Below are 13,577 nucleotides of genomic sequence, written 5' to 3'. Positions count from 1 at the left end.
AGGCCCGGGACACCGCGCCTGTCACGGGCGCCCCTGGGGCCACGGCCTACCCCCTGACGAGCCGGAACCCCGTCTGGACCGCCTTGTCCCCCGGCACGACACCGCGGGTGTCGACGATCAACGGCCCGCGAACCCGCCGCACCAGGTCGGGCCAGTCGAGCTCCGCGAACTCCGGCCACTCCGTCAGCACCAGCAGCGCGTCCGCCCCGGTGGCGGCTTCCGCCGCGGTGCCGGCGACGGTGATGCCGGGCAGGTCCGCGTTCACGCACGGGTCGTAGGCGACGAGTTCCGCGCCTTCCTGGGCCAGGACGGCCGCGACGGCGAGGGCCGGTGAGTCGCGCAGGTCGTTCGTCCCCGCCTTGAAGGTCAGCCCCAGCAACGCGATCCGCCTGCCGGTGAGCGCACCGAGTTCGGCGCGGACCGCGTCGGCGACCCGGTGCGGCTGGCGGCGGTTGGTCGTGACGGCGGCCTCGAGGGTGGCGAAGTCGACGTCCGCGGCGCGCGCCGTGGCGAGCAGCGCGAGGGTGTCCTTGGGCAGGCAGGAACCTCCCCAGCCCGGCCCCGGTGCGAGGCACGACGCGCCGATCCGGTCGTCGAGCCGCATGCCCCCGGTCACCGCGTCGACGTCCGCGTCGAGTCGCTCGCACAGCTCGGCCAGCGTGTTGACGTAGGACAGCTTCAGCGCCAGGAAGCAGTTGCTGGCGTACTTCACCAGCTCGGCGCTCGTGTTGTCGGTGAGCACGACGGGCGCGCCTGTGCGCGCGTACAGGTCGGCCACCGCGCGGGCGTCGCGCTCGTGCCGGGCGCCGACCACGATCCGTTGCGGACGCAGGAAGTCCTCGACGGCGTGACCTTCGCGCAGGAACTCGGGGTTCGACACGACGCCGGGGTGCCGTGCCCCCGTGCCGACCGGCACGGTCGACTTCAGCACCACCCGGGAGGTCACCTGGCCCAGCACCTCCTCGACCGCCGTGAGGTCGGCCGCGCCGTCGTCGCCCTCCGGGGTCGGCACGCAGACGAACGTGAAGTCCACATCGGACAGACTCGTGCCGTGCACGAACTCCAGCCGCCCGTTCGCGAGCCCTTCGGCCACGAGTTCCGGCAGGTCTGGCTCGTGCAGCCCGACCTCTCCCGCCCGCAGGGCCTCGACCTTCGCCCCGTCCACGTCGGCACAGACCACCCGGTGGCCCAGGCGCGCGAAGCACGCGGCGGTGGTCAGGCCGACGTAGCCCGCACCGATGACGCCGATCCGCACAACACACCTCCGGCTACTTCGAGGACCTCGTCGACCGTGATCCGCAGCAGGCCGGGATCGGGGTCGTCCGCGAACGTGTCGCCGGTCCTGCCGTGCCAGAGCGCCCGGTGCGGGCCCCGGCGAGGTCCCCAGAGCCGCGGGGAGACAGGGCCGAACAGGACGACCGACGGTGTGCGGTAGGCGGTGGCGACGTGGGCGACACCGGTGTCACCGCAGATGACCAGGCGCGCGGTGGCGACCAGGTCCATGAGTTCGGCGAGGGTGCCGGCCACGACGGTGCGGCTCACCCGCCGGGCGAGTGCCCGTTCCCCCGGTCCGGCCGTCACGACCACCTCGGGACCCAGCGCCCGCGCGACCGCCGCGTACCTCTCCACCGGCCACCGCCGCGCCCCCGTGCTCGCACCGGGGTGGATCACGATCTTGCCGGTGCGGGCTCCCACCGGGGGGAGCCGGAAGTCGTCGGGGTCGCAGCGGATGGCCTTGCCCCGCAGCAGGTCGCACCACCGCAGCATCTCGTGCCGCTGGTCCGGCCACCGCGCCGCGAGCACCCGTTCGTCGCCGTCCTGCTCGCCGTAGGTGATGAGCCGGTGCGGGCCGGTGTCGAGCAGTCTGCGCACGCTCTGCGGCCCGCGGCCGTGCAGGTTCACCGCGAGATCGGGCCGGTCGTAGTCGATCGGCGCGAGTTCCTCCGTCGGCACCAGGCGGTCCACGGCGTCCACCCGGTCGACCGCGTCGGCGAGCCACGCCGGTGCGGCCAGGGCGATCTCCGCCCGCGGGAACGCGGTCCGCAGTCCCCGCAGCGCGGGCACCGCCGTCAGCAGGTCACCCAGTCCGAGCGCCCGGAGCACGAGGATCCTCACGGCCGCACCCGCCGGTGCCTCAGTTCCCCGCGCAGCCGGTGCCAGCACGCGACGGGCGGGATCAGCGCGCTGGTCACGACCATCCGGGCGATCTCGTCCACCGTCTTCGGGCCGGGTGCGATCCGCTCGGCCGCGAACAACGCCGTTCGCCCGCCCCACACCGCCGCGCACGCACGGGCGCAGAGACGCAGGCCCAGTGCGCCGCAGAGGACCGCCAGCAGACCGGCCGCGGTGGTCAGCGCGTGCGACCGCAGCCGTCCGCTCGCTCCCCCGATCCGGGAGCGCCACCGCGGTCCCGCCAGCCGTCGCAGCAACGCGTCGTCGGCGTTGCCGCGCTGGTCGCGGACGCTGGTCAGGAAGGTCGCGGGCTTCACCGGGTGTGTCGTCACCCTGGACCCGCGCACGATCCGGTATCCCAGTTCCTGCACGCGCAACGCGAGTTCGGCGTCTTCCCGGTAGGCGCGCGGGAACCGTTCGTCGAAGCCACCCGCCCTGGCCAGCGCCTCCCGCCGGTACGCCATGTCCGCGGTGATCCAGTGCGCCGACGCGAGCCCCGCCGTGCCGCGTTCGGCGTCGGTCGGCAGGCGGCCTCCCGGCAGCGGGACGACGATCCTCGCCTGGCTCGCGCCCACGTCGGCGGGCAGGTCCGCCAGGTCCGCGCACAGCCGCGCCTTCCAGTCGGAGGCGAGGACCACGTCGTCGTCGACGAACGCCACCCAGTCGCCGCTCGCCGCGCGCCAGCCGGTGTTGCGCGCCGCCGCCGGGCCGAGCCGCGTGACGCGGTCGTCCACCACGATGACCTCGTGCGGCTCCGGTCCGTCGCCTTCGGCGAGGGAGTCCAGCAGGCGGTCCAGGTTCGGGCGGCCCACGGTCGGGATGACCACCGAGTACCTCATCGGCGCACCGCGAAGGGGCCGATGGCGAGCAGGTCGATCGGTGAGGAACCGAAGCACTCCAGCGCGTCCCGCGGGGTGTCGACCATCGGACGGCCCGCGGTGTTGAGGCTGGTGTTCACCACGACCGGGACGCCGGTGCGGTCCTCGAACACGCGCAACAGCCGTTCCAGCAACGGATCGCCGGAGACGGTCTGCGCGCGGGCCGTGCCGTCCACGTGCACCACGGCCGGGACGCGGTCAATCCACTCCGGACGGACGTCGTGCACGAACAGCATGTACGGGCTGGGAATCGGTCCTCGGGTGAACACCTCGCTCGCGCGCTCGGCGAGCACCACCGGCGCCACCGGGCGGAACTGCTCGCGACCCTTCACGTCGTTGAGCCGCGTCAGGTTCTCTGCGTAGCAGGGGTTCGCGAACAGCGAGCGGCGGCCCAGCGCCCGCGGGCCGTACTCGGAGCGACCCTGGAACCAGGCGACGATCTTGTTCGCGGCCAGCGCCTCGGCGGCCTCCAGCGCGATGTCGTCGGACCGCTTGTACGGCACGGCGGCCGTCCGCAGGACCGCCTCGATCTCCTCGTCGGAGAACCCCCTGCCGAGGTCGGCCCCCGGCATCGGGGTCAGCTCGTCCTCGCTGACGTGCAGGGCGGCGCCCAGCGCCGTGCCCGCGTCGCCGGCGGCGGGCTGCACCCAGACCTCGTCGAACGGGCCGTCCGCGAAGATCCGGGTGTTGGCCACGCAGTTCAGCGCGACGCCGCCGGCCATCGTGAGCCTGGTCTCGCCGGTGCGGTCGTGCAACCAGGTCACGAGGCTCAGCAGCACCTCCTCGAGGCGCGCCTGCACGCTCGCCGCCAGCTCCGCGTGCTCCTGTGCCAGGTCGTCGTGCTTCCCGCGCCGCTTGGCCAGGGTGTTCCAGTCCAGCGGACGGATCTCGAACCCCCCGTCGCGCACCACCACGTGCTCTCGCAACAGGTCGAGGTGCACGGGCTCGGCGTGCGAGGCGAGGGCCATCACCTTGTACTCGTCGCTGGAGCGCAGGAACCCGAGGTGCTCGGTCAGGTCCTCGTACATCAGGCCGAGCGAGTGCGGAAGTCGTTGCGAGGCGAGGGTGGTCAGCGCGCCGTCCACGTACCGGCCGGCGAGGTGCGATCCGCATTCGCCGCGGCCGTCCGCCACCAGCACGGCGCAGTTCCCGCCGAACGGCGCGGCGAGGCCGGTGGACGCGGCGTGCGCGACGTGGTGCGGCACGAACCGCACGATCGCGGGATCGAGTCCCGGCAGGGCGGTGGCGAGAAAGTTCGGGGCCTTGCGGGCGTAGGTCGTGCGCAGGTCCTCCCACGGCGCGTACTCCGCGTCGACGAGGTCCGGGTCGTACGAGTACGCGACGGCGTCGAGGTCGGCGGCCGTGAGCCCGGCCCGCTCGAGGCACCAGCGGGCGGAGAGCTCGGGTTGTTCCCACGCCGAGAACGGCACCGGCCGCTTGCCGTGCTTGCGGCGGGAGAACCGTTCCTCCTCCGCGGCGGCGGCGATCTCCCCGTCGACGACGAGCGCCGCGGCCGGGTCGTGGAACACGGCGTTGATCCCGAGAACTCGCATGACGTGCGGCTACCCGGCGAATTCCCGGGCAAACGAGCGCAGCCCGTCCTCCAGCGAGATCTTCGGTTCCCAGCCGAGGACCTCCTGTGCCAGGCCGATGTCCGGCCGCCGGCGGCGTGGGTCGTCCACCATCGGCTCGACGTGCCGGATCTCCGACCCGCTGCCGGTGACCTCGATGGTCCGGCGCGCGACGTCGAGGACGGTGACCTCGGCCGGGTTGCCGAGGTTGATCGGTCCCGGGTGGCGGCTGCGGGCCATCGCGAGCAGCCCCCGCACCAGATCGTCCACATGACACAGCGACCGCGTCTGCAGGCCGTCCCCGTGCACCGTCAGCGGTTCGCCCGCCAGCGCCTGCCGCAGGAACGTCGGGATCATCCGCCCGTCGTGCGCGCGCATCCGCGGCCCGTAGGTGTTGAAGATCCGCACGATCCCGGCGTCGACACAGTGTTCGGCCCGGAAGGCCGTGGCCATCGCCTCACCGAACCGCTTGGCCTCGTCGTACACGCTGCGCGGCCCCACCGGGTTCACGTGACCCCAGTAGGTCTCCCGCTGCGGGTGCTCCTCCGGGTCCCCGTAGACCTCGCTGGTCGACGCGACCACCACCCGGCAGTCCTTGCGGCGGGCCAGGTCCAGCGCGTGGTAGGTGCCGAACCCGCCTGTTCTCAACGTGTCCACCGGGGTGCGCAGGTAGTCCGGGGGCGAGGCCGGGCACGCCAGGTGCACGATCAGGTCGACGGGGCCGAGCAGGTCCAGGGGCCGGGACACGTCGGCGATCACGATTCCGGTGCCGTCCGGCACGTTCCGCAGCGACCCGGTGCGCAACGAGTCCACGCAGACCACCCGCGCGCCTTCCGCCGTCAACGCGTCACAGACGTGCGAGCCGAGAAACCCCGCGCCGCCCGTGACGACGACCCGTTCACCGCCGGTGGGTGCCATGACCGCGGCCCGCCGCCCGTCCGAGGAAGATCATGCCGGCGCCCAGGAACAGGTGCAGCCAGTTGTCGGCCGGGTTCACCGGTACGAAGTTCAGGTCGGTGCTGTGCCCGAAGACCAGCCCGTACACGAACAGCACCAGGTAGACCGCTCCTCCGCCGATGAGGAACCGATGTGCCCCGTCGACCGTGCGGGACATCAGGAACCCCACCACCGCGAAGGCGAGGTGGACGATGTTGTGCAGCACGGACACGGCGAACACTCCCAGCAGCATCGCGTGCGACTCGTGCCCGGCGAACATCAGCCCGTCGTGGTTCGTGGTCAGGCCGGGGACGAACCCGGCGATGCCCACCAGTGCGAAGACCGCACTCGCCACCAGCGCGATCTTCTGGACCGCCCTGCGTTCGTCCGTCTCGGTGCGCGCCATGTCAGCGGCCCGGCTTCAGCAGGACCTCGGTCCAGCCGTCTCCGCGCGCGTCCAGGGCCTCCCGCGCCGCTGTGTCCTCGTTGTCCCGGTGGACGACCGCCCTCATGTCAGTTCTCCTCTCGCCGGAACTCGACCACCACCCGGTTCCACTCGTCGGCGTGGCTGACTCCGGGCACGGGTGAACTCTCCACAGTGGTTGCTCGTAGCCCCCGACTACCCGGGGCGAACCGATGTACACGCGAAGGGGGTGACGACGCTCGCGGCCGGGTAGCCGTTCAGATCCGAGGTTCCAGGAGGATCCATGGCAATCGCGTCGCGCTTCGACACGGTCCGGGTGTTCGGCACGGTTCTGCTCCCGACCATCGCCAAAGGCGCCGTCGTCCGTCGCCCGCGGGTGATGGCGCTGGCCGAGAAGCTGCGGTCGGACGCCACCGCGATCGCCACGATGCGCGCCCTGCGGGACCGCTACGGTCCCGAACCGCTGCGGCTGCGCGTCACGGGCCGCAGCCTCGCGCTGCTGCTCGACCCCGCCGACGTGGGCCGGCTGCTCGCGGAGTCACCCGAGCCGTTCTCCATCGCCACCAAGGAGAAGAACGCGGCGCTGGAGCACTTCCAGCCGCACGGCCTCATCGTGACGCGCGGGCCGCACCGCCGGCAGCTGCGCGAGTTCAACGAAACGGTGCTGCGCCCGCCGAACATCCCGGCCGAGGAAGTCGTGCGGGACGAGGGCGACCTCCTCGTGCGGCACGCGAGGAGCACCGGTGAGCTGACCTGGCACGCGCTGAACCAGGCGTGGTGGCGGATCGTGCGGCGCCTGGTGCTCGGCAACGCGGCCCGGCAGGACGACCAGCTGACCGACGCCCTGAAAGCCCTGCGGCAGCGCGCGAACTGGGCGTACCTCAGCCCGCGGGCCGAGGCCGCGCAGGACCGCTTCCGCCGACGGCTGCGCGCCCACCTCGACCGTCGCGAAGCGGGCAGCCTCGCGGCCACCGCCGAGCCCGAGCAGCTCGTCGAGCAGGTACCGCACTGGCTGTTCGCGTTCGACGCGGCCGGGATCGTCCTCATGCGCGCGCTCGCGATCGGCGGTACCGGTGCGCGGGGCGTGCTGGAGTCGGCTCGCCTGTGGCCGACGACGCCGTTGCTGCTGCGGGAGAGCACCGAACACACGCGGTGGCACGGAACCCTGCTGCCGACGGGCACGTCCTTCGTGGTGTTCACCCCGTTCTTCCACCGCGACCCCGACCGCCTGCCGTTCGCCGACCGGTACGCCCCGGAGATCTGGGACGGCCCCCGCGATCCGGCGATCGTCCCGTTCAGCGCGGGTCCCGGCGAGTGTCCCGGGCGCGACCTCGTGCTCACCGCGGCGGGCACGTTGCTGGACGTGCTCACCGAGCACCTCGACCTGCCGGTGCTGTCCGCGCCGCTGCCCGCCACCCTCAACCACTTCGGGCTCCGGTTGCCGGTCACCGCCGCGGGCGACCGCGTCCGGGGGTGAGCAGGACGGTCGGGCCGCCCTCGCCCCGGCCCGGTGCGCGAGCCGGACCAGCTCGGCGCGGGCCCGGCCGTCGAGCTCCACCCCGTCCAGCGCCGCCAGGCCGGACGCGGTGAGCAGGCCGATGTGCTCCCCCGCGGCGACGGCACCGAGCTCCACCGGCAACGCGCGCACGTCGTCGACGGTGCGCTGCCCCACCGCGCTGCCCGTGAGACAGCGGCACAGCAGCTTCTTCGCGCCGGGCACCTCCCTCGTCCGGGACAGCGCGACGGCCATCAGGCGCGTCCGCTCGCCCTCCCGCAGGTCGAGGTGCAGTGGCCGCCAGCCGCCATGAACCGGCTCCAATACGTCGCGCACGCCGCAGCCGGCGGCGACCACCCGCGTGACCACCGCCGTCGCCGCGACTACCCGCGACCCAGCGGGACAAACGAATCCGGCCGAAGTGGTTGAGCCGCGCACCGCCGGGTACCGCATCGGCGACGTTCCCGTTGTCGAGGAGGATGCCGTGGCGACCCACAAGCCGGGCAAGCTCGTGAAAGCAGCGCTGGAGAAGGCGGTCGACAAGGTCACCGAACTGGTGAACCCGCCGATCCCCGGCGCTCCCGCCAGTGAACCGCCGTCGCTGGAGGAGCCGACCGAGCCGCGCGGCCCGTTGCCGCCCAAGCCCGACCAGAAGGGGCCGGAGACGGTCACGCCCACCGGCGCGCCGACGGGTGCCCCGCAGGCGTCGATGGCACAGCAGGGCGAGTTCCTCACGACCTCGGCCGGCGCGCGGCTGCGCGACACCGACCACTCGCTGAAGGCGGGCGAACGCGGCCCCACGCTGTTGCAGGACCACCACTTGCGCGAGAAGGTCATGCACTTCGACCACGAGCGCATCCCGGAGCGCGTCGTGCACGCCCGCGGCTACGGCGCGCACGGCGTGTTCGTCGGCTACGGCACGGCCGCGAATGTCTGCATGGCGCGCTTTCTCGGCGACGGCGTCGAAACACCCGTGTTCGTGCGGTTCTCGACGGTGCTGGGCTCGCGCGGCTCGGCCGACACCGTTCGCGACACCCGCGGGTTCGCGACGAAGTTCTACACCTCCGAGGGCAACTTCGACCTGGTGGGCAACAACATCCCGGTGTTCTTCATCCAGGACGGGATCAAGTTCCCGGACGTGATCCACGCGGGCAAGCCACATCCCGACCGCGAGATCCCGCAGGCGCAGAGCGCGCACGACACGTTCTGGGACTTCGTGTCCACGCACACCGAGGCCACCCACCACGTCATGTGGAACATGTCGGACCGCGGCATCCCGCGTTCCTACCGCACGATGGAGGGTTTCGGCGTCCACACGTTCCGGCTCGTCAACGCCGAAGGCGAGACCGCGCTCGCCAAGTTCCACTGGAAGCCCAAGCTGGGCGTGCACTCCCTGGTCTGGGAGGAGGCGCAGATGCTCGGCGGCTTCGACCCCGACTTCCACCGCCGCGACCTCGCCGACGCCATCGAGTCCGGCGCCTACCCGCAGTGGGAGCTCGGCCTGCAGGTCATGCCCGACACGCCCCGGCAGACGTTCGAGGGCATTGACCTGCTCGACCCGACCAAGATCGTGCCGGAGGAGCTCGCGCCGGTGCAGCCGGTCGGCATGCTCACGCTGAACCGCAACCCGTCCAACTACTTCGCGGAGACCGAGCAGGTGGCGTTCCACCTCGGCAACCTCGTGCCCGGCATCGACGTCACCGACGACCCGCTGCTGCAGGCGCGGCTGTTCTCCTACCTGGACACCCAGCTGACGAGGCTCGCCGGGCCGAACTTCAACCAGATCCCGATCAACCGCCCGCACGTGCCGGTCAACGACATGTTCCGCGACGGGTACCACCAGCACGCGGTGCACGCCGGCGTCGCCCCCTACCGGCCGAACACCCTCGACGGCGGCAACCCGTTCGTCGCGAAGCCGGAGGACCGCCCGTTGGTCGAGGTCGCGCAGCCGTTGCCGAAGGCGGTGAAGGTCAGGGAGGCACCCGCGTCGTTCGCCGACCACTTCACCCAGCCGAGGCTGTTCTGGCTGAGCCTCTCGCCCACCGAGAAGGACCACCTCGTCGACGCGTTCACGTTCGAGCTCGGCAAGTGCTACGAGCAGGCGATCAAGGAACGTGAGCTGCAGGTGCTCGCCCAGGTCGACCCGGTGCTGTGCGAGAGGGTCGCGCTCGGCCTCGGCCTGCCCGCCCCGGCCGCCGCGCGGACGAGGAAGGTCGCGCCCAGCCCCGCGCTGTCGCAGCTCGGGCAGACCTGGCCCGCCGACGGCCGCATGATCGGGATCGTCGTCGACCCGGCCGATCTCGACGGTGTCCGCACGGTCCGCGAGACGATCCTCGCGGGCGGCATGGTGCCGTTGTTGATCGCCCCGACCGGCGGCCCGATCGGCGACAGCGGACTGGTCGCGCAGCGCACGTTCCTCACCGCGCGCTCCGTCGAGTTCGACGCGCTGCTGGTGACCGGCGGCGTCGCGGACCCGCGGGTCGACCTGATGATCCAGGAGTGCTTCCGCCACGCGAAGGCCATCGGCGCCTGGGGTGCCGGACGCGCCGTCGTCGACGCCGCCGGGTGCACCGGCGAGGGAGTCGTGACCGGCGACGACGCGTCGAAGGTGTTCGGCGCGGTCGCGACCCTGCTCGGCGGCCACCGCGTGTGGAACCGCTTCCCGGCGGCCGTGTCGTGACGAGCGCGCTGACCGAGCAGGAGCTCTCCTTCCTCCGCTCGATGTTCGACCTGGCCCGCTCGGGTGATGCGAGCCGGCTGGGAGCGTGCATCGACGACGGCGTGCCGGTGAACCTCACCAACGGCGCGGGCGACTCCCTGCTGATCCTCGCCGCCTACCACTGCCATCCGGACACCGTCCGGGCGTTGCTGGCACGAGGCGCGGACACCGGGCGCGTCAACGACCGGGGGCAGACAGCACTGGGAGCGGCGGTCTTCCGCCGCTCCCGGCCCGTCGTCGAGCTCCTGCTCGACGCGGGGGCGGACCCGGCGCTGGGACCGAGGTCCGCGGTGGACGTCGCCCGCTTCTTCGACCTCCCGGAGATGCTGGCGCTGCTTCAGGGCGTGCGGGCGCCCGAACCGGGAAGCACGGCAGCGGCCGCGACCCGGGACTGACGAGGGGTGCGGTGGGGGAGGTTCGCGGTCACGTTCCCCCACCGTGCTCGTCGGCCAGGTGGATCCCCAGGTCGGTGCGGCCGGGCGCCAGGTCCTCGTGCAACGCCCGGCTGCCCGCGTAGTCACCGTCCCGCAGGCGCCGGAACCGGCGCCCCTGCTCGTCCGCGAGGCCGCTGATCCTGGCGGCCAGGCGCTCGGCCTGGTGGTCCACCCCGGCGGCGTCGAGCGAATCGGCGTCGTGGACCACGTGCAGGTCCAGCGCCTCGATCCCGACGTACCAGAGAACGCCGTGGGTGATCGGGAACAGCAGGGAGTCCAGGTCGCCGCTGATGCCGCGCGGGCCGATGGAGTTCGCGTCCTCGCCGGCGGTGACCACGATCAACGCCTTCCGCCCGGCCAGCCCGCCGTCGCCGTACCGGCGCGGCACACCCAGCTCGGGATCGTCGTCCCCGTAGGCGAACCCGCCGGTGAGCACCCGGTCGAACCACCCCTTCAGCATCGCCGGCGGCCCGTACCACCAGAGCGGGAACTGCAGCACCAGCAGTTCGGCCGCCGCGAGCCTCGCCTGTTCCTCCCGCACGTCGGCGGGCAACTGACCGCTCGCGTAGGCGTCCGCGACCAGTTCGACCAGGTTGCCCGGTTTCCCGGACAACTCTCCCAGGTCGCGGTTCGACAGGACCGGGTCGAACCCCTGGGCGTAGAGGTCCGAGACCGTCACGTCGTACCGCTGCGACAGGGCCTTCGAGCCGGCGTGCAGGAGGTGGGCGTTCAGCGAGTCGCGGCGCGGGTGCGCGTACACCCACAGGGCGTTGCCCGGCGTCGGCGGATGAACGATCGTCATGATCCCAGTGAAGTCCGCGGCGGCGTGGCGCAACATCGCAGCGCGTCCGCGAAGCATGCGTGTTCGTCCGGGACCGCGTGCTCCGGCGATCGGTGCGATCCTGGTGTGGTGACTGAACCGGAGCTGACCCCGGACGGGCACTTCGTGGTGATCAACGGCCGGCGGTGGCGGGCGACCGACCCCGAGGTCCCTCCGGAGCAGGCCGCACGGCTGCGCAGCCTGCTGATGGCGGCCCGCCGCGACGTCGGCGCCGCCCTGCGCGCCCAGGACGCCGGCGCGGAGCGGGATGCCCGGGCACGGGTGCACCTCGCGAAGACCGCCCTCGGCGAGCGCGGCACCCCCTGGTGGGAACAGACTCCCGGGCAGCGGCGCCGGCGGTGGCAGGACGGCCTGGACGCGCTCACACCACCCTCCGCCTCGTAGGCCGTGCGGCGGCGTCCGCGCTGATTGCTGGACAGTCGTCGACGGAGAGTGTTTGGATCGGTGCACGACGTGATTACAACGTTGTAAACACTCCCCTGCGGATTGGACGACACGTGACGTCAAAGATCGTGGTGACGGCCTTGGCGCTCTCCCTGCTCGGCGGCGTGCCCGCGGCCGCCGTGCCCGCACCGCCCGACTTCTCGACGGCCGAGGCCGGCAACCCCTTCGTCGACGGGTGGTACGCCGACCCGGACGTCGCGGTCTACGGCGGCCGGTACTGGGTCTTTCCCACCTCGTCGCGCCCCTACGACGAGCAGACCTACCTCGACGCCTTCTCCTCGGCCGACCTCGTCACCTGGACCAAGCACCCCGACGTCCTCACCAAGGCGAACGTCTCCTGGGCCCGCCGCGCGGTCTGGGCACCCGCCCCGGTCGAACGCGACGGCCGGTACTACCTCTACTTCGGCGCCAACGACATCCAGGGCAACTCCGAACTCGGCGGCATCGGCGTCGCCGTCGCCGACCGCCCGGAAGGCCCCTACCGCGACGCCATCGGCAAGCCGCTGATCAGCCAGTTCGTCAACGGCGCGCAGCCCATCGACCAGGACGTCTTCGTCGACTCCGACGGCCAGGCGTACCTGTACTACGGCGGCTGGGGCCACGCGAACGTCGTGAAGCTCAACGCCGACATGACGAGCCTCGGCACGTTCCCCGACGGCAGCACGTACAAGGAGATCACCCCGGCGAACTTCACCGAGGGCTCACAGATGTTCAAACGCGACGGCAGGTACTACTTCATGTGGTCCGAGGACGGCTGGACCGGCCCGAACTACGCCGTGGCGTACGCGATCTCCGACTCCCCCACCGGCCCGTTCACCAAGATCGGCCGCGTCCTCGCCCAGGACTCCGCCGTGGCACGGGGTTCCGGCCACAACTCCGTGATCAACGTGCCCGGCACCGACATCTGGTACATCGTCTACCACCGCCGCCCGTTGAGCCGCTCCGGCGCCAACGACCGGCAGCTCGCCTACGACCGCATGACGTTCAACGCCGACGGCACCATCCAGCCCGTCACCATGCGGGTCAAGGACAACTTCGACGACGGCAACGCCATCGGCTGGACCACGCACGGCGGCACCTGGACAGCGCGCGGCGGACGGTACGAGACCGGCGCGTCGTTCGGCGGGAAGTCGTTGCTGGACACGAACTTCACCGACTTCGTGCAGGACGCCCACGTCACGCCCCGGTCGGCGAACGGTGACAGCGGGGTCGTGTTCCGCGTGACGCAGGCGGCCACCGGCACGGACGCCTACCGCGGCTACTACGCCGGGATCACCGGCAGCGGACGGGTCGTGCTCGGCAAGGCCGACAACAACTGGACGCAGCTCGCGTCGGCACCGGTGACCGTGCGGCCGGACGTCCGGCACCACCTGCGGGTGGAGGCCGTCGGCTCGTCGATCAGGGTGTATGTCGGCGACCTGACCGCACCGAAGATCTCGGTCACCGACACGAGCTTCGCCAGTGGCGCCAACGGGGTCCGCGTCTTCGGCACCGGTGCCGCGTTCGACGACTTCGCGGTGGCGCATCGCTGACACGCGTGACGGGAGAGGCCCTCGGCAGCAGCCTCTCCCGTCACCCGAGTGGCACGCGACGCGGTCGCCGCGGTTTCCGTCCTTGCTCCCCCGCGGCGGCCGCGGCCGCCCCGCCGGAGCGGACGGCCGCG

13 protein-coding genes are annotated in these 13,577 nt (G+C 72.2%); 6 read left to right on the top strand and 7 right to left on the bottom strand.

Features of this window, described 5'->3' with window-relative positions; translation table 11 throughout:
• Window positions 1-46 precede the first annotated feature (46 nt).
• The 6 genes from QSK25_RS07375 to QSK25_RS07350 are packed head-to-tail and all read right to left on the bottom strand — an operon-like array spanning window position 47 to window position 5,963.
• On the bottom strand, window positions 47-1,255 hold the full coding sequence (locus tag QSK25_RS07375) for a UDP-glucose dehydrogenase family protein (protein WP_285635157.1): 1,209 nt from the start codon (window positions 1,253-1,255) through the stop codon (window positions 47-49).
• Window positions 1,216-2,115 carry a glycosyltransferase family 9 protein gene (locus QSK25_RS07370; protein WP_285635154.1) on the bottom strand — a complete coding sequence of 300 codons (900 nt, stop codon included), beginning with the start codon at window positions 2,113-2,115 and terminating at the stop codon, window positions 1,216-1,218. The genes QSK25_RS07375 and QSK25_RS07370 overlap by 40 nt, the downstream gene beginning before the upstream one ends.
• On the bottom strand, window positions 2,112-3,011 hold the full coding sequence (locus tag QSK25_RS07365) for a glycosyltransferase family 2 protein (protein WP_352235712.1): 900 nt from the start codon (window positions 3,009-3,011) through the stop codon (window positions 2,112-2,114). Before QSK25_RS07365 ends, QSK25_RS07370 begins: the two co-directional genes overlap by 4 nt.
• On the bottom strand, window positions 3,008-4,603 hold the full coding sequence (locus tag QSK25_RS07360) for a carbamoyltransferase family protein (RefSeq protein ID WP_285635151.1): 1,596 nt from the start codon (window positions 4,601-4,603) through the stop codon (window positions 3,008-3,010). Before QSK25_RS07360 ends, QSK25_RS07365 begins: the two co-directional genes overlap by 4 nt.
• A 9-nt stretch (window positions 4,604-4,612) precedes the next feature.
• On the bottom strand, window positions 4,613-5,539 hold the full coding sequence (locus QSK25_RS07355; RefSeq protein WP_285635148.1) for an NAD-dependent epimerase/dehydratase family protein: 927 nt from the start codon (window positions 5,537-5,539) through the stop codon (window positions 4,613-4,615).
• Window positions 5,520-5,963, bottom strand: coding sequence for a DUF4383 domain-containing protein (locus tag QSK25_RS07350; protein ID WP_285635145.1), 444 nt, complete (start codon window positions 5,961-5,963; stop codon window positions 5,520-5,522). The genes QSK25_RS07355 and QSK25_RS07350 overlap by 20 nt, the downstream gene beginning before the upstream one ends.
• 301 nt (window positions 5,964-6,264) lie before the next feature.
• Here QSK25_RS07350 and QSK25_RS07345 point away from each other — a divergent pair, with 301 nt between their 5' ends.
• Genes QSK25_RS07345 through QSK25_RS07330 form a run of 4 tightly spaced genes read left to right on the top strand, consistent with a single transcriptional unit; the run spans window position 6,265 to window position 10,590 of the window.
• Window positions 6,265-7,458, top strand: a complete 1,194-nt coding sequence (locus tag QSK25_RS07345; RefSeq protein WP_285635143.1) for a cytochrome P450 — start codon at window positions 6,265-6,267, stop codon at window positions 7,456-7,458.
• Window positions 7,459-7,491: 33 nt separating this feature from the next.
• Window positions 7,492-7,905 carry a hypothetical protein gene (locus QSK25_RS07340; RefSeq protein WP_285635141.1) on the top strand — a complete coding sequence of 138 codons (414 nt, stop codon included), beginning with the start codon at window positions 7,492-7,494 and terminating at the stop codon, window positions 7,903-7,905.
• A 55-nt stretch (window positions 7,906-7,960) separates the two neighbouring features.
• Window positions 7,961-10,156, top strand: a complete 2,196-nt coding sequence (locus tag QSK25_RS07335) for a catalase (protein ID WP_285635138.1) — start codon at window positions 7,961-7,963, stop codon at window positions 10,154-10,156.
• Complete coding sequence (locus QSK25_RS07330) at window positions 10,153-10,590, top strand: ankyrin repeat domain-containing protein (protein WP_285635136.1); 438 nt, start codon at window positions 10,153-10,155, stop codon at window positions 10,588-10,590. The genes QSK25_RS07335 and QSK25_RS07330 overlap by 4 nt, the downstream gene beginning before the upstream one ends.
• Before the next feature lie 28 nt (window positions 10,591-10,618).
• Here QSK25_RS07330 and QSK25_RS07325 read toward each other — a convergent pair whose 3' ends face one another.
• Window positions 10,619-11,431, bottom strand: coding sequence for an NAD(P)H-dependent oxidoreductase (locus QSK25_RS07325; RefSeq protein ID WP_285635134.1), 813 nt, complete (start codon window positions 11,429-11,431; stop codon window positions 10,619-10,621).
• 108 nt (window positions 11,432-11,539) lie between these two features.
• Between QSK25_RS07325 and QSK25_RS07320 the strand changes: the two genes are divergently transcribed.
• Together QSK25_RS07320 and QSK25_RS07315 are read left to right on the top strand one after the other, a co-directional pair.
• Window positions 11,540-11,854 (top strand): hypothetical protein, encoded by a 315-nt coding sequence (locus QSK25_RS07320; protein ID WP_285635128.1) that lies wholly within the window; start codon window positions 11,540-11,542, stop codon window positions 11,852-11,854.
• 113 nt (window positions 11,855-11,967) lie between these two features.
• The gene (locus tag QSK25_RS07315; protein ID WP_285635126.1) at window positions 11,968-13,446 is read left to right on the top strand and encodes a family 43 glycosylhydrolase; all 1,479 of its coding nucleotides are present in this window, start codon (window positions 11,968-11,970) and stop codon (window positions 13,444-13,446) included.
• Window positions 13,447-13,577 lie beyond the last annotated feature (131 nt).

The organism is Lentzea sp. NBRC 102530, assembly GCF_030269365.1.
GTDB lineage: Bacteria > Actinomycetota > Actinomycetes > Mycobacteriales > Pseudonocardiaceae > Lentzea.
This window is presented reverse-complemented; position numbering and strand designations above follow the sequence as displayed.